Raw genomic sequence first — 22062 nt, forward strand, 5'->3', positions numbered from 1 at the left:
AGGCTGGCACTCTAACCAACTGAGCTACTGAGCCGTATTAAATTCATGTGGTGGGCACAACAGGGTTCGAACCTGTGACCCCCTGCTTGTAAGGCAGGTGCTCTCCCAGCTGAGCTATGCGCCCACATAGTAAATAAAAAATAATGGTGACTCCTAGGGGAATCGAACCCCTGTTACCACCGTGAAAGGGTGGTGTCTTAACCGCTTGACCAAGGAGCCATGTTAAGTAACTTATGTAATTTTCGCTTCCGTATCTTTAGATAACTATCTCGCGCTAATCACATAGACTATATTACATAAAATCGAATTAAGTGTCAACACTTTTTTTAAATATTTTTTTATTTTTTTTATTTTTATTACTATTAATCTAATTTCTACATATATATTACATTTTTTGTAGCTTATTATTTTTTCATGTTTGCTTTAATGAAATTTATTACTGTGGTAGAATCTATTTAAAATATTAAATAAGGAGAAGATTTTAAATATGATATATCATGATTTAATAATAGTCGGTGGTGGTGCTTCAGGACTTATGGCTGCAATACTAGCTAAAGACTTTGGATTAGATGTTGCTATAGTAGAAGGAACAGATAGAGTTGGTAAAAAAATTCTAACTACTGGTAACGGGAGATGTAATATTTCAAATTCTTCTATATCTTATCCTTTTAAAAATTATCATAGTTCAAATAAAGACTTTTTTATAAACGCATTAAATAGTTTTTCAATAGATGATACAAGAAATTTCTTTTTATCTTTAGGATTACCTATAATTGAACTTGAAGATAATAAGCTTTATCCACAATCTCTTCAAGCTTCATCAGTTGTGGATATTTTTAGATTAGCTATAGAAGACAGAAATATTCCTTTATACACAAATTGCAAAGTAAAAACTATCCACAAAAAAAATAAATTTAAATTATCCACAGATAATGATGAATTTAATGAGTTTAGTTGTAGAAAACTTTTGCTTTGTTGTGGAGGAAAGTCAGCAGTTAAAACTGGATCAGATGGATCTGGACATAAATTGGCTGAAAATTTAGGACATAAAGTAACTAAATTAATGCCTGGAATAGTTCAACTTAAACTTGATTATCCTAGACTTAAAGGATTATCTGGAATTAAGTTTGATGGAAAAGTATCTCTTATTTCTAATAAAAAAATTATTAGAGAAGAGTTTGGAGAAATTTTATTCACAGATTACGGGATATCTGGTCCCCCAATTCTTCAAATTTCATCCACAGTTTCTAGATGCTTAAATAAAAATGAAGATGTGTGGATAAAAGTTGATATGATGCCAGATAAAATTTTAGATGAGGTTAGCAACTTCATTTATGGGCATTTATCTATGTTTTCACACAGAAGCATATCTAACTCATTAATAGGAGTACTTAATAAAAAACTTATACCTATTTTACTTAAGGATATAGGTGTTGATAACATTCATATACCTTGTTTTGATTTAGATTGGCAATATCAAAATGAACTTATAAATAGACTTAAGGATTGGAAATTTAAATGTATTGGAACTAAAGAATTTCAGAATGCTCAAGTTACTGTTGGTGGAATTGATACTAACGAGGTAGATTCTAATACTCTTGAATCTAAGATTGTAAAAGATCTTTATTTTGCTGGTGAACTTTTAGATGTTGATGGTGATTGTGGAGGTTTTAATCTTCAATGGGCTTGGAGTTCTGCATATTTTGCAGTAAATTCTATAGTTAAAAATATGTAATAGTTTTGTGTAAATATTATCGGCTACCACGTAAGTGGTAGCCGATTTTATATATTAATTTTCTTCTGATCTTTTTCTCCAATGAGCCTCTAATAAAGTTAACTCTTGACCTTCTAAATTAGTTATTCTATGTAATGTAACAAGCTCTCCATCTTTTTCTTTAATTTCAGCTGATACATGTATCTTATTTCCGTAAGTAGTTTCTTTTTCAAATATTATCTTTATTCTACTTATTTCATGATCTTTTATAACTTCTTCTGGAACAGATTCTATAGCCCATTCAATATACTTAACATTATTCACATGGCTATTTGAATCTATATCACTATATCTTATTTGGAATTCCTTATAATAATCTTCTTTTTCTATCTTTTGAATTTTTTCCATTTCTAGAGCTTTGTCCATATCTCCATCTTCGCCATAGAATTTATATTGTTCTTTAAGTATTCTTGCTGGTCTTCTTTTTTCTATATTTATTAAGAAGAATAATGCTAATGCTTCTGCAAGAACTTCTCCTTCTTCATTTTTAATTAAGTATTTTCTAAATGCATAAAATTTCTTAAATCCAACTGCTATAGTTGTAACATTTAGCTTGTCCCTATATTTTGGATACTTACGTATAGTTATATCATATTTATAAAATACCCATGTGCATCCATGAGATAATTGAAAATCTATACTATCTCCAACACTTTCCGCATGTGCATTTCCAACATCACAGAAAATATCAACCATAGTTGATAATTTACATTTTAAATTACGATCTACATCTCTATATAGTACTTCATATTGTTTTGTATAATCCTTAGCCATTTACTTCACCTCAAAATTTTTTATAATATAATCCTATCTTAATCTATATAAACTTTCCATGTTAAAACTCTCTTTAAAATTAAATTTTACAAAATATTATTATATAATTTGAGTGCTTTTAGTTAATTTTACATATAAATACAAAAGGACAGATTAATTAATTTCTTAATTATCTGTCCTCTTACATTTATGTTTATTAAATTTCGCTTTTTTTGTTTAGAGCTTCTACTAAAGCATCTAAGTTTAATCCATGAACTGCAGCTGCTTCTTCTAAAGTTTCAGCTTGAGATGATGGGCATCCAACACAACCCATTCCAAAAGCCATTAATACTTCTGCTCTTGTTGGATCTTTACGAATTATTTCACCGATTGTCATATCCTTAGTTATCATTTAACTCACCTCTTAATAATTTTAATCATATAATTATCATCTATAAAAAGATTATATTTTATTCAATTATTAAAGTCAAGTCAAATAGTCGGAATTAAATTTCCTTTATTGTCATAGTTTGGTCTCTTTTAGGTCCAACTGAAATTATTGAAACCTTTGTATCTGTGAATTCTTCTATTCTTTGTATATATTTTTTCGCATTTTCAGGAAGTTCATCATAACTTCTAGCATTTGATACGCTATCATCCCAACCATCAAATTCTTCATAAACTGGTTCGCATAATGCTAAATCTTCTAAACTTGCTGGGAAGTAATCAATAATTTCTCCATTAAATTTATATCCAACACAAACTTTAATTTTCTCTAATCCTGCTAATGTATCTATTTTTGTAACTGCAAGTGAAGTTAAACCACTAACTCTTACTGAAGTTTTTAGTATTACAAGGTCAAGCCATCCACATCTTCTTGATCTTCCAGTATTAACTCCATATTCATGTCCTTTTTCTCTTATCCATTCACCAATTTCATTATCTAATTCTGTTGGGAAAGGCCCTTTACCAACTCTTGTAGTATAAGCCTTAGCTATACCTACTGCATTTGTTATCATTCTAGGTCCTATACCTGAACCTGATGCAACTCCACCTGCTGTTGTATTTGATGATGTTACATATGGATAAGTTCCATAATCAATATCAAGTAACATACCTTGAGCACCTTCAAATAGTACATTTTTATCTGCCTTTATAGCATCATAAACTTTAACTGATGTATCAGTAACAAATGGTCTTAATTTTTCAGCTAACTTAAGATATTCATTTAATATTTCATCATAATTTAAAGGTTCTCCACCTAATATTTGTGTTATATAAGGATTTTTTGCTTCTATATTTTGTTGTAATTTTTCTCTAAATACATTTTCATGCATAAGATCACAAACTCTTATACCACATCTTTCAAATTTATCTGTATAACAAGGTCCAATTCCTCTACCTGTTGTACCTATATCATTTTTACCTCTAGCTTTTTCTTTTAGCTTATCTAAAACCTTATGATATGGCATTATAAGATGTGCTCTATCACTTATTATTAATTTCTCTGGTGTTATTTTTACTCCAACACCTTCTAAATATTCTATTTCTTCAAATAATGCTTTTGGATCAACAACTACTCCATTTCCAATAACGTTTGTCTTATCATCATATAGTATACCTGAAGGTATTAATCTAAGTTTATATTCTTTATCTCCAACTACTACAGTATGACCTGCATTGTTTCCTCCTTGAAATCTAACAACAAAATCTGCATCTTCTGCAAGATAATCTGTCATCTTTCCCTTTCCTTCGTCTCCCCATTGAGCTCCTATTACTATAAATGCTGACATATTATTTGCCTCCTCTAAATCACTAATCCAATTTCTTTTTAGTTTATCTTATTTTTGTAACTTTATTATTTATATTTAAAGAAATATAAATTCCAATAAATATAGTAACAAACGGCAAAAAAATATTCAATAATTTATCGAATATTTTTCAAAAAATTAATTTTATAGTTCGTGTATATAACAAATAAAATTAACAACAAAAAAACTCTCAGATCTGTGGCCTCTGAGAGTTTTTCGCCTTAATTTTAATAATTAAGAGGAGTTTTTAGTTAATGTTTATGTGTCTTTTATGTGTCCAAGTTAGTAACCAATTCAACTATCTTACGCTTCTTAAATTGATATTGATTATCATTAACTATAGTATATATAATCTTACCCTTTTTGTCAACATTAATATTTAAATTTTTTTATATTATCTTATTTACATATTCTTAGATTTTTCAGCACACTTATCCATAGCCTTAATTACAGAATTTCTAAAGCCACTATTTTCAAGTTCACATACAGCTTCTATAGTTGTACCTCCTGGTGAACATACCATATCCTTTAATACTCCTGGATGTTCTCCTGTTTCTAATACCATTTTAGCTGAGCCTAAGACGCTTTGTGCTGCCATCTTATATGCTTTATTTCTTGGTATTCCAAGTTTAACTGCAGCATCTGCCATGGCTTCTATAAACATAAATACATAAGCAGGTGATGAACCACATAATGCTATAAATGCATGAAAATCTTTTTCGTCCAATATTTCATATTTGCCAAACACCTCAAACATTTTGCAAATATAATCTAGCTCAATTTTATTTATATTTTCATTTGGACATATAGCTGACATTCCTTCACCAACTAATGCTGGCGTATTAGGCATTGTCTTAACTATTTTAAAATCTTTACCTATCATTTCATGTAAATCACTTAAATCTATTCCTGCTGCAATGCTTATTATAATTTGATCTTTTCTTAAAGCTGCCTTTATTTCAGCTAATACTTCTTTATACATATAAGGTTTAACTGCAAGTATTAATATATCTGCATATTTTGCAACATCTATATTATTTTTTAAACCTAATACCCCATATTTTTTTTCTAGTTTTTCTCTAGATTTTTCACTTTTAGTTGACACAAAAATTTGTTCTTTGCTTACAAACTTTTTATTTATTAATCCTCCAAGCATTGAACCTCCCATATTTCCGCATCCTATAAAACCTATCTTTTTACTCATAAAAATCCCCTTACTTTAAAATTTATTTTTTATATAAAGAAACTCACCTAAAGTTTGGTGAGTTTCTTTAATTTATTTTACAATTCTATTCTTGATGTATTGAATCTAAATTACCAAATTTACTGAATTGTCCAAGCCATGCAAGCTTAACAGTTCCAACTGGACCATTTCTTTGTTTAGCTATTATGCATTCACCTACATTTTTATCTTCTGTTTCTTTATTATAGTATTCATCTCTATATAAAAACATAACAAGGTCAGCATCTTGTTCAATTGAACCAGATTCTCTAAGGTCAGAAAGCATAGGTCTATGATCAGCTCTTTGTTCTGGTGCACGAGATAGCTGTGATAAAGCTATTACTGGACATTCCATTTCCTTAGCTAAAGCTTTTATAGATCTTGATATTTCTGATACCTCTTGTTGTCTACTCTCTGATGATGATCCTGACATAAGTTGAAGATAGTCTATTAAAATTAAATCTATTCCATACTCAACTTTAAGTCTTCTACATTTAGATCTCATTTCCATTACAGAAACCCCTGCAGTATCATCTATATATATTTTAGCTTTAGATAAAGGTCCTGTAGCCCTTGCGATATTTTCCCAATCTTTATCATCTAATGTCCCTGTTCTAAGCTTTAGCATATCAACATTTGCTTCTGAACATAATAATTTATATGCTAATTGTTCTTTTGACATTTCTAGTGAAAATATTACTACACTCTTTCCTTCTCTAAGTGCAGCATGTTCTGCAATATTTAGTGCAAATGTAGTTTTTCCCATAGATGGTCTTGCTGCAATCAGCACCATATCACCTTTTTGAAAACCTGAAGTTTTTGCATCTAAATCTATAAATCCAGATCCTACTCCTGTTATTTCACCTTTATTATTAAATAATCTTTCTATTTCAATAAATCCTCTTTCAAGAACTTGATTTAATGGTTCAAAATCACTTGCAGTTCTCTTTTCTGCTATATCAAATATTCTCTTTTCTGCTGAATCTAAAACATTTTCTACTTCACCTTGCTTATTATAGCTTTCTTCAATTATTGAAGTAGAAGCTTTTATAAGTTTTCTAAGAGTTGATTTTTCTTGAACAATTTTTATGTATGATGCAAGGTTAGCTGTTGTTGGTACAGAGGAAGTTATTTCTGTTACGTATGTAACACCACCAGCTCTATCAAGAGTATCAGATGCCTTTAAATGTTCTAATACAGTAACTAAGTCAACAGCCATATCTTTTTTAAACATATCAATTATACTTTTAAATAATACCTTATGACTGTCTCTATAAAAATCTTCTTCATCTAATCCTTCTGCTGCCTGTGCTATTGCACTTCTATCTATAATCATAGAACCTATTACTGATTGTTCTGCTTCTATACTCTGTGGTAGTGTTCTATTAACGGTTGTTTCCATTTATATACCTCCTTCCAAACATTCTTCTCATATTATATCAAATTATTTTAGAAAATACGTTATTATTTCAAAAAAACAAAGAAGATGTTAGACATCTTCTTCGCTTTAATAATTAGAATACTAAATCCATTACTTCTTCTATTGTCTTAACTGGTTTTACTTCTATATCTGTTAATCCTTGTGGAATATCATTTTTATTATCTTCTGGTACAATTACAAGTTTGATACCTTTTCTTCTTGCACCATAAATCTTTTCAAATATTCCACCGACTGGCTTAATTGATCCTCTTAAAGATATTTCTCCAGTTATTGCAACATCTTGTCTTAAAGGCTTCTCTAATAATGCACTTATTATACATACTGTTATAGCAGCCCCTGCAGATGGTCCATCTATCTTTCCGCCACCAATAACATTAACATGTATATCATAATCTTTTATATCTTTATCTGTAATTTTTCTTATTACAGATGCTGCATTATAAACTGAATCCTTTGCCATGCTACCAGCAGTTTCATTAAATCTAACTGTTCCTGCACCTTTTTTCTTAGCAGGGAAAGCAGCAGCTTCTATTTCTATTGTTGATCCTATAAATCCACTTACTCCTAATCCATGGATATGGCCTACCTCATAAGTTGAGTTATCACTAACTCTTTCAAATGGAGTATATCTTCCTATAGAAACCACTTCTTCAACATCTTTTAATGTTATTTTAAGTTTCTTTGGTACATTCTTTCTTTTATATAAAGCATAACCATAAGCATCTGTAAGTATATTTACAGCTTTTCTTCCTTCTATAGTAAATCTACTTATATATTCTGGAACATCTTTTTCAAGAGAAACTCCAAGCTTCTTTGCAGCATTCTTTACTATATTTTCAATATCCTTAACACCTAATGGTTCAAAATAAACTTCTGTACATCTTGATCTAAGTGCAGGATTTATTTCTCCTGGTTCTCTTGTTGTTGCTCCAATTAATACAAAATCAGCTGGAGCTCCTTTTTCAAATAAGTATTTTATATACTTTGGAGTTTTATCATCATCTGGATCATAATATGATGATGAGAATTCAACTCTCTTATCTTCTAATACTTTTAATAATTTATTTTGAAGTATATTATCAAGTTCACCTATTTCATCTATAAATAATACTCCACCATGTGCTTCAGTAACTAAACCTGGCTTTGGTTCTGGTACACCAATATCTGCTAGGTCTCTCTTACTACCTTGATATATAGGATCATGAACTGATCCTAATAAAGGGTTTGTAATTTCTCTTGGATCCCATCTTAAAGTTGTACCATCTACTTCAACAAACTTTGATTTATCATCAAATGGAGTAAAGTTTAATTCTTTAGCTGCATTTAATGCAATTCTAGCTGCTGTAGTTTTACCAACCCCTGGTGGTCCATAAAGGATTATATGTTGAGGATATGGAGATGATAACTTTGATATTAATGATTTTATAGCTCTTTCTTGACCTACAATTTCATCTAAAGTTTCAGGTCTTAAAAAACTCATTATATTCTTGCTTGTTACTCTTGAATCTAGTTCTTTAAGTTCTTCATACTTCTTTTCTGTTTTTTGGTTTTCGCTACCTTTTTCTTTCTTTATAATGGATAATCTCATCTCATCGATGTATTTTTCTTGCTTTTCCATTATAGCTTTTTCTACTTTTGATTCTATTTGATTTTGTACATATCTTTTAGCTATTTCTTCTGATATCCAAACTACAGTATCTTCAAGAACTTCACCGATTTTATCTTCTGGTGGAACAACTTCTATTCCTGCCCCATCTGAAGCTATCATATTTAATGCATATGCTCTTTCAGTAAGTTTTGTTGATCTTACGTAATCTTTTAATTTGAATTTTACAGTTCTAGCTCTAACAGCACCTTCATCTAATACATTTTTTAATATATCAAATAAAACATTTATTTGAGATTCTAAAGATAAATCTCCTTTAATTACATCTTGTAAGAATCCAATTTCCTCACGTAATTTCAATACTATTCCTCCTTAAGCTTGTGGAACAATTATAACTTTCATCTTTGTTGATACTTCAGGATATAATTTAACTTCTATTTCATATCCTCCAGCTACTTTTATTGTATCCATAACTATCTTCTTCTTATCGATATCTATCTTATATAATTCTTTTATTTTCTTTGCAACTTCTTTGCTAGTAATAGCTCCAAATAACTTTCCATTATCTCCTGCTTTACCTTCAATCTTTATTTCTTTTCCCTTTAAGTCAGCTGCTAATTTTTGAGCTGCTTCAAGTTCTGCAAGCTTTTGCTTTCTTTCATTTTCTTTTTGATTGTTTAAAATGTGTAAATTATTTGCTGTAGCTTCCTTAGCTATATTTTTTGGGAATAAGTAGTTTCTTGCATATCCATCTGATGCATTAACAACATCACCCTTTTTTCCTAGTTTCTTATCATCTTTTAATAAAATTACTTTCATTTTATTCACCCACCCTTAAGTATTTTTTTATTACATCTTTTAAATCTATTAGGACTTCGTCTATTGATTTGTTTGATATTTTAGCCCCTGCCATATTCATATGACCACCACCACCTAAAGCCTCTAGCACAACCTGAACATTTATATCTCCAAGTGATCTAGCACTTATATAAATATCACCATTAATATCTGCTAAAACAAAGCTTGCTAGAATACCAGATATATTTAATAATTCATCAGCTGATTTTGCAATTATAACAGTATCCTTAACATCATGTGGACATGTAGCAATTGCAATTTTATTATCAATACTTGCTGATTTAATTATATCAGCAATTTGTATAAAATCTGTTAAATTATCAGTAAACATCTTTTTAACTTCTGTAGTTTCTGCACCTTTATTTCTTAAAAATGATGCAGCATCAAAGGTTCTAACACCTGTTTTAAATGAGAAACCTTTCGTATCCATATAAATACCAGCAAGTAATCCTTCAGCTTCAAGCTTTGAAAGATTTGGCTTATCATTCATATATTGAATTATTTCTGTTATCATTTCACAAGTAGATGATGCATATACCTCTATATAATTTAAAAGAGTATCTTCTATTATATTAGCACTTCTTCTATGATGATCTATTATAACTTTTCTTTTTATATTTTCAACAAAAGTTAAATTGTGAACATAACTTTTATTGTGTACATCTACAATTATTAGAAGAGATTCATCATCTATTTCCTTCATAGCTTCTTCTGATGTTTCAAATAGATTAGCATATTTTGAATCACTTTTCAATTCTCTTAAATAATATTCTATAGCCCCAACATCATCATCTAAAATAATATTACATGGTTTTCCTAATTGTTTTATAGCATTTGAAAGTCCAATGGCTGAACCAAAACAGTCCATATCAGGATTCTTATGACCCATTATAAATACTTTACTGCTTTCATATATAAGTTCTTTTAAAGCATGAGATACAACCCTTGCCCTAACCCTAGTTCTTTTTTCTATTTCCTTGCTGTTTCCACCAAATATCTTGATATCTTCATTTGTTTTTATAACAACTTGATCTCCACCTCTACCTAATGCAAGTTCTTTTGCAAACTCTGCATAATTATAGTTTTCTAATGGAGATATCCCGCCTCTTCCGATACCAACACTTAAAGTTATTTCTAACTTATTACCTTTATTAATTTTAGATACTTTATTTAAAAGCTCAAAATTATTATTTATTTCTTCATCTATGTATTTATCTTTAATAGATACAATATACATGTTAGGTTGATACTTCTTTATCATAGCTTCTAAGCCATATACATATGAAGTTATTTCTCTGTCTATTTCTGCTATTACCAATGGTTTATTAGATTCATCTGTTGTATCTAAAGCTTCGTTAAGATTATCAACTTCTATAAGCATTATACTTTCTTTTGTTGTATCTAATCCTATAAATTCGCTTATATCATTAAAATATATTAAATATAATTCTTCATTATTTTTAAGTATTTTAGTACTATAAACATCGTAAAGTTTACCATTTAGTTTTAATCTTTGATGCAAATTTTTTTCTGCATTTATTATATTATTTAAATCAAGCCCTCTTGCGACACTAAGTATACTCTCTCCAATAAAATTGTCTTTAGCTTCTAATTGATTGAAAATGTCATTACACCATTTTATAATTCCATTTTCATCTATAAGTGATATAGGTAATATTTCACTCGCCAAATTATCTTTTATTGCTTCATTTATATTTTTAGTAAATTTATTTGTATCCTCTTCTTTTTCCCAAAGATTTTTTAGTTGATAAAAATTATCTATAAAATATATTATTGCAATCAATAATCCTAGTTGATTATAGCCTAATAAAAATAATATTAAAGAAGCTAAAATTAGTCCAACTGGTTTTATGAGTTTTATAATTAATGATTTTAAATTCATAAAACGCCTCCTATTTAATTATTAGTCTCTTCTCTTTAAAATATACTCTTTAAGCTTGCTTAAACTCTTTCCTTCTCTTTCAATCTCGTCTTCACTTCTTATTCCAAATTCAAGCTTATTTTTTATTTCATCATCAATTTTAGATGCTGAGTAACCGAGTTTATCCCCTAATACATAAAGAATAATTATTGCGCTAGATATACATTCAACTATAGCTTCTTCTGCAACATTACTACCTCTTGTTAATAATGTATAAAAATCTGCTACTACTCTAAGTAATTGAGCTTTTAGATTTTCAATAACCTTTACATTACCCATAATATTCAAACTACGCTTTTTCAAAACCCTCACCTCTTAAATACCCTTGTATGTATATTTTAAATTTTTTCCAGTACTAATGCAAGAAAATGAGAATTTTTCATAAAAATAAAAGAGTAAAGTAGAAGTTAATTCTAATTTACTCTTTTTAAACTTATTACTATTCAGTTGTGAATGGTAATAAAGCTATATTTCTAGCTCTCTTAATTGATTCAGTTACTTGTCTTTGGTGTTTAGCACATGTTCCTGAAATTCTTCTTGGAAGTATTTTTCCTCTTTCAGTAACGTACTTTCTGATCTTAGATACGTCTTTGTAATCTATTGATTCAGCTTTTTCAACACAAAAAGCACAAACTTTTCTCTTAGATCTTCTCATTCTTCCGCCAGATCTTCTGTTGTTATTTTCTTTCACTGTATTTCCCTCCTTACCTAAAAAAGATTAAAATGGCATGTCTCCGTCATCAACCGGAGTCATATCATCGTCAAAACCTCCAAATGAATCATTTGATGGTTTTGAATAATCAGAATTATTGCTACCGAAATCATCATTAAATGATCCAGTATTATTGGCACCTTTTCCGCCACCAACGAATTCAAAACTTTCAACAACTACATCAGTAGTGTATCTTTTTGAACCATCTTGTGCATCATAACTACCAGTTCTAATGTTACCAGTAATAGCTATTTGGCTGCCTTTTGTAAGATATTGTGCTATTGTCTCAGCTGTTTTTCCAAACGCTACGCAGTTGATAAAGTCAGCTTCATCTCTCTTGAATTGTCTTGTAACAGCAATTGAAAATCTTGTAACAGCATTTCCAGTTCCAGCTGCAAATCTTAATTCAGGATCTTTTGTAAGTCTACCTAAAAGTATAACCTTGTTCATTACAATATCACCTCTCTTACACGTCTTTTCTTACTACGATGTGTCTCATAACACCGTCAGTAATTCTGAATATTCTTTCTAATTCTTTTGGTAATTCTGGGTCTGCTGAAAATTCTACTAAAGTATAGAATCCTTCGTTAACCTTTGCGATTTCGTAAGCAAGCTTTCTCTTACCCCAAACATCAACGTTTTCTACAGTTCCTCCACCATTTTCGATTACACCTTTGAACTTTTCGATGTTAGCCTTTATAGCTTCTTCGTCAAGTGATGGGTGTTGTATGAATATAGTTTCGTACTTTCTCATTATTTTCACCTCCTCCCCTCGGACTAAACGGCTGTGCTTTGCACAGCAGGGATTACAATTTATAATTCTAACATTAAAGATTTATTTTTTCAAGAAATTTTTATTAACTTTCTGCTTTTTCAATTATTTTCTTTGCACCCTTTTGAAACTTACTTCTCGGAATCATTATTATTCTTCCGCATCCAGTACATTTTATTTTTATATCTGCACCAATTCTTGTAATTTCAAAGTTTTTTTCACCACAAGGGTGTTGTTTTTTCATTTCCACAATGTCACCTAATTCGAAATTTTCTATCAATCTTATACCTCCTTTAATTATGCTTCCTTCATTATCATTTCAGTTTTATTATAAGGAATTTCTATACCTTCTTTATCTAAAGTTTCTTTTATATCTTTTCTAAGTGCTCTTTCCATAGACCACTGTTTCATAGGAATACTAAATCCAACGACTCTTATGTTAACTCCAGAATCTCCAAGTTTAGTAACTCCCCATATTTCTATTGGTTGTGGAACATCTTCTTTATGTTCTTCTTGGAAACTCTTACAAGCTTTATCTATTACTTCTATTGCATGATCTATGTCTTCTTCATATGCTATAGATACATCAACCATAAATCTCATATTATTTCTAGAATGATTTGTAACTGCTGTTATACTTCCATTTGGAATCAAGTGTAAATCACCATTGAAATCTTTAAGTATTGTAGTTCTTATTCCTATACTATCAATTATTCCATCAAATGTTCCAATAGTTACATAATCACCAACACCATATTGATCTTCAAATAATATAAAGAATCCATTTATAAGATCTTTTACTAAACTTTGTGCTCCAAAACCTACTGCAAAACCACCCATACTTGCAAATGTTAATGACATTCCTGTAAATATATTTGATAATATTGTAGCTATACCAACAAAATACACAGCATATTTAAGAATACTGTGCATAACTGCACCCATAGTTCTTGCTTTCTGTGGACTAAGTGCTAATCTAGAATTTTGATTTTCAATTTGTCTTTTTTCAAACTTATTTATTAATCCTGTCCCAATCTTAATAGATATAAACATTAAAAATATGATAATAAGTATTGAAAATCCTTTTTTTATTAAGAAATCTATTACCTCTCCTGGTATCTTAATAGCTCCTAATACTACATCATCATTAATGCTTGTTGAATTAGCTAGAAAAAACTCCATATACCTTCCCCCTTCAAATACTACATCTGTTTATATTCTGAACCTTGCTTACAATATATGTTTTTATATTCAAAGTTCTCTTCTTTTATTTTTTCTATTTGTGATTCATCTTCGAATCTAATACATATACCACAACTTTGAGTTATTGAAGTTGGAGTTGGCATTATTCTAAATATATATCCTTTTTCCTTCAGAATTTTTTCTCCATTCATGGCATCATGTGTATTTTTAAATACTATTATGTAATATTTCACTTTTATCTCCCTTTCTATAAAATATTTATACAGTTTATATTATATATAAATTATACATTTTATAAAGAAATATAATATTCTTTTTATTTAAATTTAATGAATTGTATCTATATTTGATTTATAATTAAATAATACATACTTTTCAAAAGGAGAACATTATGATTTATATTATCAGAGCAGGATTTATAGGTTTTCTGACAGGACTTTTTTCATCGATTCCTCTTGGCCCTGCTGGATTAGAAGCTGTAAATCGTTCAATAAGTAAAGGATTTTGGAATGGATTTAAAGTATCAATTGGAGCAATCTTTGCTGATTATACTTATCTTATAATAATTAATTTAGGAGTTTTCAATATATTACAAAATAATAAGACTTATGAAGGAATCTTTTGGATTATATCGGGAATAATATTATTTTTATTTTCAATTCGTTCAGCCAATAAAAATAGTTCATCAAAACTATTAGATAATCCAAAACTTGGAGGATTTATTAGCGGTTTCTTAATAACTTTTATTAACCCTTCTACATTTTTCTTTTGGATTGCTTTAAGTAGTACTGTAATGAATGTTTGGAAATCTAATGGGCATTTATTTTTTTATGTATCATTTTTATTCATGCCATTAGGAAGTATAACTTGGTTTACAATATTAAATATTTTAGCTTCAAGAGGACTAAAGTTATTTAAAAAGAATATTGATAAAGCCGCCTCTAAACTTTTAACATACATATTGTGTATAGTAAGTATATTCTTTATATTTTATGGACTATATATATTAATTAAATAAAGGATGTTGAATATGAAAGTATATTTAGATAATGCAAGTACAACTTTTCCAAAACCTAAAGTTGTTACTGATTCAATTTATAATTACTTAGTAAATATAGGTGGAAATGCTAATAGATCTAACCATTCTAATGCTTTAGAAAGTAATAGAGAAGTATTTCTTGCTAGAGAAAAAATAGCTAAATTTTTTAATTATGACAAAGTAGAAAATGTTATTTTTACAAACAATATAACCTCTTCTTTAAATATACTTATAAAGGGTACTTTAAAGCAAGGTGATCATGTTATAACATCTTCTATTGAACATAATTCAGTAATAAGGCCAATTATATCCTGTAAAGAAAACTTAGGTGTTGAAGTTGACTTTGTGGGTGTAACAAAAGATGGATTTATAAATCCTTGTGAAGTGGAAAAGCTTATTAAAAGCAATACTAAGCTTGTTGTCTTAACTCACGCATCTAATGTAATTGGAACTGTACAACCTATAAAAGAAATAGGGGTTATTTGTAAAAAGCATAATATTTTCTTTATAATTGATACAGCACAGTCTGCAGGAACTATACCTATAGATTTTAATGAGGTAAATGCTAGTGCACTAGCATTTACGGGGCATAAAAGTTTATTAGGTCCTCAAGGTATTGGAGGTTTTATAATAAGTGATGAATTAAACAAAGCTTGTACTACACTTATGGAAGGTGGTACTGGAAGCCTTTCTCATGAAATTCATCAACCTACATTTATGCCTGATAAATTTGAGTGTGGTACTTTAAATATACCTGGTATAGTTGGTTTATCTAATGCTATAGATTTTATAAATGAAATTGGTATCAATAATATAAAAGAAAAGAATTCTAAACTTTATAAAAGATTACTTAATGGAATATTGAATATTGATGGATTTGAAGTATATGGAGATGTTACAGGTTCTAGATCAACCACATCTTTATCTTTTAATTTAAAAGGAATGGACCCTTCAGAATTATCATTTTTACTTGAATCTAATGGAGTAAGTAATCGTTCAGGGTTACAATGTGCCCCAATGTGTCATGAGTCAATTGGTACATTTCCAAATGGTACTGTTAGACTTAGTATTTCTTATTTTAATACTGAAGAAGACATAGATTATGCTTTATCAGTATTAAAAAAGATTAGTAAAGAATCTAATTTTTAATTTATAAAACCTCCTTTTTATGGAAATAATCCATAAAAAGGAGGTTTTTTATGAGCAATATTTTTTCATTTAATGCTATAGAAAGTAATTCATTTAACGAATTTGGTGAACATCTTTATGATATATTAAAACCTATATTAGATAGTAATAGAAATATAATATTTTTATGTATAGGTTCTGATAAATCAACTGGTGATTCTTTAGGTCCTTTAGTAGGATATAATATAAACAATTTTGATAATGACTCTATTTATATATATGGATCTTTATATAGTCCTGTTCATTCTCAAAATCTTGTAAATACGTTAGAAGATATTAAGAATTCTTTTGAAAACCCTTATATAGTAGCTATAGATGCTTCATTAGGTTCTTTTCAAAATGTGGGCAAAGTATTTATAGAAGATACACCTCTTTTACCTGGACTAGCACTTGATAAAAAATTACCTGCTGTTGGAGATTTAAGTATAACTGGTGTTGTAAATATTTCTGGTGATTCTAAATTTATGGTTTTACAAACTACTAGATTGTATACTGTGTTTACATTGGCTGAATTTATATCTAAGGGTATTTCTTATTCTATAGACAAACTTATAGGAAAAAATCTTTTTATTGAATCATTATCTGATTATTAATATTTATTTTAGAATTTAAGTTATAAAAAATCATCTTCTCGCGTAAGCGAGAAGATGATTTTTTATTTACTATTCATTGCTTCTTTTAAAACATGAGCTTCTTCTTCTGATAATTCATATCTTGATATACCTTTATCAATTGGTTTAGCATAAGTTGTACTATCATGTCTTCCGTATAATCCAGTTAATACTATTCCATCATTATGCGCATCAAGCATTGCTATTGAAAAACTTAAATCACTTCCAACATCTTCGAAAGCTTTATATCTCATTATTCCAACTTTTTGAACGCAACCCTTTACTTCGTCTTTTAAATCTTCACATAATTTAGCTGCTTCTCTTGCAGCATTTTCTGCTTCTTGAATATTATTTAATTTACTAACAATTACTTCTTCTAAGTTTTTATTGCTAGTACCTCTCATTAATTTTCTATATTTGTTTTCTAATGTACTTACTGACTTACATAGAACAATAACTAATATTAAAAGTAATAAAACTATAATACCCATTACTACTACTATATAAGGTAAATAATTTCCTAAATTTGATACTAAACTTTCCACAACATTCCGTCCTTCCTTTTTCTTAGAAATGTTTCACGTGAAACATGTTTCACGTGAAACATTAGATATTCATTAGTTCTAAAATTCTATTTAAATCATTATCTGAATAGTATTCAATTTCTATTTTGCCTTTTTTATTCTTAGAATTTATATTTACTTTTGTACTAAAGTAATCTTGAAGCTTATCTTCAATATCTTTTATATAAGGATTAACTTTAACTTCCTTTTTTTCTTTTTTATCTTTGAACATAATCCTTATTAATTTTTCTAATTCTCTTACTGAAAGCTTTTCGTCTATAATCTTTTGAGATAATTCATATTGCAAATCTTTATCTTCAATACTTAACAAGACCCTTCCATGTCCTTCTGAAATCACACTTTCAATTAAATATTGTTGTACTCTTTCATCTAGATTAACAAGTCTCATAGTATTAGTAATTGCAACTCTAGACTTTCCTATTCTTTCACTTAGCTCTTTTTGAGTTAAATTAAATTCTTCTATTAATTTTCTATATGCCAAAGCTTCTTCAATTGGATTTAAATCCTGTCTTTGTATATTTTCAATTAGAGAAACTTCTAAAACTTCTTTATCACTTAAATCTATAATATTAGCTGGCACTTCTTTAAGATTTAGCATTTTTGCTGCTCTCCATCTTCTTTCACCTGCTATTATTATATATTTATCTTTATCTTTTTTTAATAAAAGTGGTTGTAAAATTCCATAATTTTTTATAGACTCTGCAAGTTCAGCTATATTTTCATTATCAAAAAATTTTCTGGGTTGCTCAAAATTATTTATAATTTTATTCAAAGAAATTAATCTATTCGATGAATTATCTTCTTTTTTGCCTAAAATTTCTTTATCTCTAATTTCATTTGGAATTAAAGCACCAAGCCCCTTTCCTAATCCATATTTTTTACTCATCTAACTTCACCTTTTAAAACCCTTTGTTTTTTTAAAAATTCTTCTACTAAATTTGAATAAGCATCTGCACCTTTACACTTTGCATCATAAAGCATTATAGGAAGACCAAAACTTGGAGATTCTGCTAATCTAATATTTCTAGGGATAGTATTTTTATAAACACTATCTTTAAAATATTTTTTTACTTCACTAAATACTTCATTACTAAGGTTTGTCCTATTATCATACATTGTCATGATTACACCTTCAACCTCAATTTTAGGATTTAAAGATTTTTTTACAAGATCAATTGTACTCATTAATTGACCAAGCCCTTCTAATGCATAAAATTCAGATTGAATTGGTATTAATACAGAATCACAACTAGTTAATGCATTAATAGTTAAAACTCCTAACGAAGGTGGACAATCTATAAAAATAAAATCAAAATCATCTTTTATCTCATTTATCTTATTTAATAGTATTCTTTCCCTATTATCCTTTGTTATTACTTCAATTTCAGCTCCAGCTAACTCCATAGTTGATGGCGCTATATATAAATTTGAAATAAGATCACTATGTATAATAACTTCCTTTAAACCCACATTAGATGTTATAACATCGTACATAGACAATTCTAAATTTCTCTTATCTATTCCTAATCCACTAGTTGTATTACCTTGAGGATCAATATCTATTGTCAATACCTTATTACCTGCTATTGCAAGATACGAAGCTAAGTTAATATTTGTAGTTGTTTTCCCAACCCCACCTTTTTGATTAAATATACAAATTGTTTTCATATGTAGCTCTAAATATTTATAGAGCTTGCACCCCCTCTCACAAACTATATTATATATTTTTTTATATAATAATTAAAGATAAAAGTAATAAAACAATATTTTCTTAATAGTTTTTTCAGCTTTTACTTATACATAAATTTATAGGCATATATATTTTAAAAAAATAGCACAAAAAATCCACTAAAGATACACACCTTTAGTGGATAAACTTAATATTTATGTTTATTTTTGTGGATAAGTTTAAAACTTATTTTAATGGTTTTTTTGTTACAGTTCCTGCTTTTCTAGGATATGTTTTAGGGCATTCCTTTACTTTTTCAACAACAACTATATTATGATTCAAATCAGTTCCTTCTATAACTGTTTTATCAACTCTTAGTAATTTACCACCTAATATATCTAAAGCTTTATTACTATTTTCTAATTCTTCTTCTATTGCAGGTCCTTTTAATGCAACAAAATATCCAGATACTTTTACATAAGGTAAACAAAATTCAGATAATACTGCCATGTTAGCAACAGCTCTTGATGTTGCTATATCAAACTTTTCTCTTAAATCCTTATTCTTTCCGCCATCTTCTGCTCTAGAATGAATAGTTATAACATTTTTAAGACCTAATTCTTTAACAACTAAATTTAAGAAATTTATTCTTTTGTTAAGTGAATCTAATAAAGTTACTTCTATATCTTCTCTTAATATAGCTATTGGCATTCCTGGGAAGCCTGCACCTGTTCCAACATCAATTACAGTCTTAGCATTTTTAAGTTCATCACTTTTAAATGCCTTTATACAATCTATAAAATGCTTCTTTATAAATTCTTCATCTTCAGTAATTGCAGTAAGGTTAATCTTTTGATTCCATTCTTGTACTAATCTCATATATTTAATGAATCTATCATACATTTGTTCATTAAATTCTATATTAACCTCATCTGCTGCGGTTTTCATTAAATTATAAAAATCCATGTTTACCTCCTTAGGATCTTAATTATCTTTATTTGCTTGTTTACCATAATTATATTCTAAGTAAACTAATAACACAGAAATGTCAGCAGGTGATACCCCTGAAATTCTTGATGCTTGACCTATACTTATAGGTCTAATGTTACTTAATTTTTGTATAGCTTCTGTTCTTAAACCCTTAACATCAGTATAATCTATATCTTTAGGTAATAGTTTCTTTTCAAACTTTTTAAATTGTTCTACTTGTTCTAATTGATTAGTTATATATCCTTCATATTTAGCAATAATATTTATTTGCTCTCCAATATTATCAGGATATTCAGGTCTTTCTAAATCAAGTTCTGAAGCTGAAAAATAATCAAGTTCAGGTCTTTTAATTAATTCATAGAAACTAATAGGTTTTTTAAGTTCTGTACTTCCAAGCTTAACTAATATTTCATTATTTTCTGCCTTATTAGTTATTTGTAGGTTCTTTAATCTTTCAAGTTCATTTTCAATATTAGTTTTTCTTTCTATGAATCTATTATATCTTTCTTCTGATACAAGACCTACTTTATGTCCAATTTCAGTTAATCTAAAATCTGCATTATCTTGTCTTAAAAGAAGTCTATATTCTGCTCTTGATGTCATCATTCTATAAGGTTCATTTGTACCTTTAGTAACTAAATCATCAACTAAAACTCCAATATAAGCATCAGAACGAGTAAGAACCATTGGATCTTTTCCCTGAACTTTCAATGCAGCATTAATACCTGCAACTATACCTTGTGCAGCTGCTTCTTCATATCCTGAACTACCATTTAATTGACCTGCTCCATAAAGACCTTCTATATTCTTAAACTCAAGCGTTGGTTTTAATTGAGTAGGATTTATTGAATCATATTCTATAGCATATGCTGATCTCATTACCTCAGCATTTTCAAGACCTTCTATAGTTCTTAGCATATTGATTTGAACATCTTCTGGTAATGATGATGAGAACCCACCAATATACATTTCAAGTGTATCTTCACCTTCTGGTTCTACAAATATTTGATGTCTTGATTTATCTGGGAATCTCATAACCTTATCTTCTACTGATGGGCAATATCTAGGTCCAACACCCTTAATTGATCCATTATATATAGGAGATCTACCTATATTATCAGATATAACCTTATGAGTTCCTTCATTTGTATAAGTTAAATAACAAGATATTTGCTTTCTATCGATATTATCATTCATAAATGAAAATGGTACTATCTTTTCATCACCTTTTTGTTCTATCATCTTAGAAAAATCTACTGATTTTCTATTTACTCTAGGTGGTGTTCCTGTCTTAAATCTTCTAAGCTCTATTCCTAAATCCAATAATGTTTGAGAAAGATCATTTGCAGGTGATAATCCATTAGGTCCACTATTATAACTAACTTCGCCTATTATTATTTTAGCTTTTAAATAAGTTCCTGTTGCTAGAACAACTGCTTTACAGTTAAATATTGCTCCGTTTTTTGAAACTACACCAGTAACTTTTCCGTCTTCAACTATTAAATCAACAATTTCTACTTGTCTAACATAAAGATTATCTTGTGATTCAAGAACCTCTTTCATTCTTTTTTGATATTTTAATTTATCTGCTTGCGCTCTTAATGAGTGAACTGCAGGTCCTTTTGAAGTATTAAGCATTCTTGATTGAATATATGTATCATCTATATTAAGACCCATTTCTCCACCTAATGCATCAACTTCTCTAACTAAATGACCTTTAGCTGTTCCCCCTATATTAGGATTACAAGGCATCATTCCAATTGCTTCTAAATTAATTGTGCATATTAATGTCTTTAATCCCATTCTTGATGATGCAAGAGCTGCTTCGCACCCTGCGTGACCAGCTCCAACAACAACTACATCATACTCTCCAGCATTATATCTCAT

At 28.8% G+C, this 22062-nt stretch carries 24 protein-coding genes and 2 tRNA genes; 4 read left to right on the forward strand and 22 right to left on the reverse strand.

Going from position 1 to position 22062, the window contains the following annotated elements:
* Positions 1–48: 48 nt before the first annotated feature.
* Positions 49–124: transfer RNA gene (locus SPJ33_RS03575), tRNA-Val, on the reverse strand.
* Positions 125–144: 20 nt separating this feature from the next.
* Positions 145–219, reverse strand: a tRNA-Glu gene (locus SPJ33_RS03580).
* Between the two features lie 268 nt (positions 220–487).
* Between SPJ33_RS03580 and SPJ33_RS03585 the strand changes: the two genes are divergently transcribed.
* On the forward strand, positions 488–1735 hold the full coding sequence (locus SPJ33_RS03585; RefSeq protein ID WP_321116606.1) for an NAD(P)/FAD-dependent oxidoreductase: 1248 nt from the start codon (positions 488–490) through the stop codon (positions 1733–1735).
* Between the two features lie 54 nt (positions 1736–1789).
* On the opposite strand, the gene SPJ33_RS03590 is transcribed toward SPJ33_RS03585, so the two are convergent.
* The 15 genes from SPJ33_RS03590 to SPJ33_RS03660 all read right to left on the reverse strand — a co-directional run bounded on the left by SPJ33_RS03590 (position 1790) and on the right by SPJ33_RS03660 (position 14327).
* Positions 1790–2548 carry an acyl-[acyl-carrier-protein] thioesterase gene (locus SPJ33_RS03590; RefSeq protein WP_321116607.1) on the reverse strand — a complete coding sequence of 253 codons (759 nt, stop codon included), beginning with the start codon at positions 2546–2548 and terminating at the stop codon, positions 1790–1792.
* Positions 2549–2744: 196 nt separating this feature from the next.
* A complete protein-coding gene (locus SPJ33_RS03595) occupies positions 2745–2939 on the reverse strand; it encodes a DUF1858 domain-containing protein (protein ID WP_321116608.1) in 195 nt (64 codons plus the stop codon).
* A 94-nt stretch (positions 2940–3033) separates the two neighbouring features.
* Positions 3034–4320 (reverse strand): adenylosuccinate synthase, encoded by a 1287-nt coding sequence (locus tag SPJ33_RS03600; RefSeq protein WP_321116609.1) that lies wholly within the window; start codon positions 4318–4320, stop codon positions 3034–3036.
* A gap of 421 nt (positions 4321–4741) precedes the next feature.
* Positions 4742–5542, reverse strand: coding sequence for a pyrroline-5-carboxylate reductase (gene proC / locus SPJ33_RS03605; protein WP_321116610.1), 801 nt, complete (start codon positions 5540–5542; stop codon positions 4742–4744).
* Positions 5543–5627: 85 nt separating this feature from the next.
* The gene (locus SPJ33_RS03610) at positions 5628–6962 is read right to left on the reverse strand and encodes a replicative DNA helicase (protein WP_321116611.1); all 1335 of its coding nucleotides are present in this window, start codon (positions 6960–6962) and stop codon (positions 5628–5630) included.
* A 112-nt stretch (positions 6963–7074) separates the two neighbouring features.
* A complete protein-coding gene (gene lonC / locus SPJ33_RS03615; RefSeq protein ID WP_321116612.1) occupies positions 7075–8967 on the reverse strand; it encodes a Lon family ATP-dependent protease in 1893 nt (630 codons plus the stop codon).
* Positions 8968–8979: 12 nt separating this feature from the next.
* Positions 8980–9426 carry a 50S ribosomal protein L9 gene (gene rplI, locus SPJ33_RS03620; RefSeq protein ID WP_321116613.1) on the reverse strand — a complete coding sequence of 149 codons (447 nt, stop codon included), beginning with the start codon at positions 9424–9426 and terminating at the stop codon, positions 8980–8982.
* A 1-nt stretch (position 9427) separates the two neighbouring features.
* Complete coding sequence (locus tag SPJ33_RS03625) at positions 9428–11368, reverse strand: DHH family phosphoesterase (protein WP_321116614.1); 1941 nt, start codon at positions 11366–11368, stop codon at positions 9428–9430.
* Between the two features lie 21 nt (positions 11369–11389).
* A complete protein-coding gene (locus tag SPJ33_RS03630) occupies positions 11390–11686 on the reverse strand; it encodes a MazG-like family protein (protein WP_414627203.1) in 297 nt (98 codons plus the stop codon).
* 160 nt (positions 11687–11846) lie between these two features.
* Positions 11847–12062 (reverse strand): 30S ribosomal protein S18, encoded by a 216-nt coding sequence (rpsR, locus tag SPJ33_RS03635; protein ID WP_321116640.1) that lies wholly within the window; start codon positions 12060–12062, stop codon positions 11847–11849.
* A 63-nt stretch (positions 12063–12125) separates the two neighbouring features.
* A complete protein-coding gene (locus tag SPJ33_RS03640; protein ID WP_321116616.1) occupies positions 12126–12569 on the reverse strand; it encodes a single-stranded DNA-binding protein in 444 nt (147 codons plus the stop codon).
* Positions 12570–12585: 16 nt separating this feature from the next.
* On the reverse strand, positions 12586–12873 hold the full coding sequence (gene rpsF, locus SPJ33_RS03645) for a 30S ribosomal protein S6 (RefSeq protein ID WP_321116617.1): 288 nt from the start codon (positions 12871–12873) through the stop codon (positions 12586–12588).
* Positions 12874–12976: 103 nt separating this feature from the next.
* Positions 12977–13171 carry a DUF951 domain-containing protein gene (locus SPJ33_RS03650; protein WP_321116618.1) on the reverse strand — a complete coding sequence of 65 codons (195 nt, stop codon included), beginning with the start codon at positions 13169–13171 and terminating at the stop codon, positions 12977–12979.
* 17 nt (positions 13172–13188) lie between these two features.
* Positions 13189–14073, reverse strand: a complete 885-nt coding sequence (locus SPJ33_RS03655) for a mechanosensitive ion channel family protein (RefSeq protein WP_321116619.1) — start codon at positions 14071–14073, stop codon at positions 13189–13191.
* 20 nt (positions 14074–14093) lie between these two features.
* Positions 14094–14327 (reverse strand): DUF3343 domain-containing protein, encoded by a 234-nt coding sequence (locus SPJ33_RS03660; protein ID WP_321116620.1) that lies wholly within the window; start codon positions 14325–14327, stop codon positions 14094–14096.
* Positions 14328–14485: 158 nt separating this feature from the next.
* Between SPJ33_RS03660 and SPJ33_RS03665 the strand changes: the two genes are divergently transcribed.
* The 3 genes from SPJ33_RS03665 to yyaC are packed head-to-tail and all read left to right on the forward strand — an operon-like array spanning position 14486 to position 16914.
* Positions 14486–15112, forward strand: a complete 627-nt coding sequence (locus SPJ33_RS03665) for a LysE family translocator (RefSeq protein WP_321116621.1) — start codon at positions 14486–14488, stop codon at positions 15110–15112.
* Between the two features lie 12 nt (positions 15113–15124).
* Positions 15125–16282, forward strand: a complete 1158-nt coding sequence (locus SPJ33_RS03670; protein WP_321116622.1) for an aminotransferase class V-fold PLP-dependent enzyme — start codon at positions 15125–15127, stop codon at positions 16280–16282.
* Between the two features lie 50 nt (positions 16283–16332).
* Complete coding sequence (yyaC, locus tag SPJ33_RS03675) at positions 16333–16914, forward strand: spore protease YyaC (RefSeq protein WP_321116623.1); 582 nt, start codon at positions 16333–16335, stop codon at positions 16912–16914.
* A gap of 62 nt (positions 16915–16976) precedes the next feature.
* Here yyaC and SPJ33_RS03680 read toward each other — a convergent pair whose 3' ends face one another.
* From SPJ33_RS03680 to mnmG, 5 genes are all read right to left on the reverse strand, one after another.
* Positions 16977–17477: a DUF4446 family protein gene (locus SPJ33_RS03680; protein WP_321116624.1), complete on the reverse strand. Its 501-nt coding sequence runs from the start codon at positions 17475–17477 to the stop codon at positions 16977–16979.
* Between the two features lie 61 nt (positions 17478–17538).
* Positions 17539–18402, reverse strand: coding sequence for a ParB/RepB/Spo0J family partition protein (locus SPJ33_RS03685; protein ID WP_321116625.1), 864 nt, complete (start codon positions 18400–18402; stop codon positions 17539–17541).
* Positions 18399–19184 carry an AAA family ATPase gene (locus SPJ33_RS03690; protein WP_321116626.1) on the reverse strand — a complete coding sequence of 262 codons (786 nt, stop codon included), beginning with the start codon at positions 19182–19184 and terminating at the stop codon, positions 18399–18401. The genes SPJ33_RS03685 and SPJ33_RS03690 overlap by 4 nt, the downstream gene beginning before the upstream one ends.
* Before the next feature lie 247 nt (positions 19185–19431).
* Positions 19432–20151 carry a 16S rRNA (guanine(527)-N(7))-methyltransferase RsmG gene (gene rsmG, locus SPJ33_RS03695; RefSeq protein ID WP_321116627.1) on the reverse strand — a complete coding sequence of 240 codons (720 nt, stop codon included), beginning with the start codon at positions 20149–20151 and terminating at the stop codon, positions 19432–19434.
* An 18-nt stretch (positions 20152–20169) separates the two neighbouring features.
* Positions 20170–22062 (reverse strand): tRNA uridine-5-carboxymethylaminomethyl(34) synthesis enzyme MnmG, encoded by a 1893-nt coding sequence (gene mnmG / locus SPJ33_RS03700; protein ID WP_321116628.1) that lies wholly within the window; start codon positions 22060–22062, stop codon positions 20170–20172.

Source organism: Clostridium sp. (assembly GCF_034179595.1).
In the GTDB taxonomy this organism is placed as follows: Bacteria; Bacillota; Clostridia; order Clostridiales; family Clostridiaceae; genus Clostridium.

Excerpts from the sequence above, each read along its gene's own strand:
- SPJ33_RS03685 (WP_321116625.1), bottom strand. The coding sequence starts at position 18,402 with ATGAGTAAAAAATATGGATTAGGAAAGGGGCTTGGTGCTTTAATTCCA.
- SPJ33_RS03630 (WP_414627203.1), bottom strand. The coding sequence starts at position 11,686 with ATGGGTAATGTAAAGGTTATTGAAAATCTAAAAGCTCAATTACTTAGA.
- SPJ33_RS03590 (WP_321116607.1), bottom strand. The coding sequence starts at position 2,548 with ATGGCTAAGGATTATACAAAACAATATGAAGTACTATATAGAGATGTA.
- rplI (WP_321116613.1), bottom strand. The coding sequence starts at position 9,426 with ATGAAAGTAATTTTATTAAAAGATGATAAGAAACTAGGAAAAAAGGGT.
- SPJ33_RS03670 (WP_321116622.1), top strand. The coding sequence starts at position 15,125 with ATGAAAGTATATTTAGATAATGCAAGTACAACTTTTCCAAAACCTAAA.
- SPJ33_RS03665 (WP_321116621.1), top strand. The coding sequence starts at position 14,486 with ATGATTTATATTATCAGAGCAGGATTTATAGGTTTTCTGACAGGACTT.
- SPJ33_RS03640 (WP_321116616.1), bottom strand. The coding sequence starts at position 12,569 with ATGAACAAGGTTATACTTTTAGGTAGACTTACAAAAGATCCTGAATTA.
- rsmG (WP_321116627.1), bottom strand. The coding sequence starts at position 20,151 with ATGGATTTTTATAATTTAATGAAAACCGCAGCAGATGAGGTTAATATA.
- SPJ33_RS03595 (WP_321116608.1), bottom strand. The coding sequence starts at position 2,939 with ATGATAACTAAGGATATGACAATCGGTGAAATAATTCGTAAAGATCCA.
- rpsR (WP_321116640.1), bottom strand. The coding sequence starts at position 12,062 with ATGAGAAGATCTAAGAGAAAAGTTTGTGCTTTTTGTGTTGAAAAAGCT.
- SPJ33_RS03585 (WP_321116606.1), top strand. The coding sequence starts at position 488 with ATGATATATCATGATTTAATAATAGTCGGTGGTGGTGCTTCAGGACTT.
- SPJ33_RS03600 (WP_321116609.1), bottom strand. The coding sequence starts at position 4,320 with ATGTCAGCATTTATAGTAATAGGAGCTCAATGGGGAGACGAAGGAAAG.
- SPJ33_RS03610 (WP_321116611.1), bottom strand. The coding sequence starts at position 6,962 with ATGGAAACAACCGTTAATAGAACACTACCACAGAGTATAGAAGCAGAA.
- SPJ33_RS03625 (WP_321116614.1), bottom strand. The coding sequence starts at position 11,368 with ATGAATTTAAAATCATTAATTATAAAACTCATAAAACCAGTTGGACTA.
- proC (WP_321116610.1), bottom strand. The coding sequence starts at position 5,542 with ATGAGTAAAAAGATAGGTTTTATAGGATGCGGAAATATGGGAGGTTCA.
- SPJ33_RS03655 (WP_321116619.1), bottom strand. The coding sequence starts at position 14,073 with ATGGAGTTTTTTCTAGCTAATTCAACAAGCATTAATGATGATGTAGTA.
- yyaC (WP_321116623.1), top strand. The coding sequence starts at position 16,333 with ATGAGCAATATTTTTTCATTTAATGCTATAGAAAGTAATTCATTTAAC.
- SPJ33_RS03690 (WP_321116626.1), bottom strand. The coding sequence starts at position 19,184 with ATGAAAACAATTTGTATATTTAATCAAAAAGGTGGGGTTGGGAAAACA.
- mnmG (WP_321116628.1), bottom strand. The coding sequence starts at position 22,062 with ATGAGATATAATGCTGGAGAGTATGATGTAGTTGTTGTTGGAGCTGGT.
- rpsF (WP_321116617.1), bottom strand. The coding sequence starts at position 12,873 with ATGAGAAAGTACGAAACTATATTCATACAACACCCATCACTTGACGAA.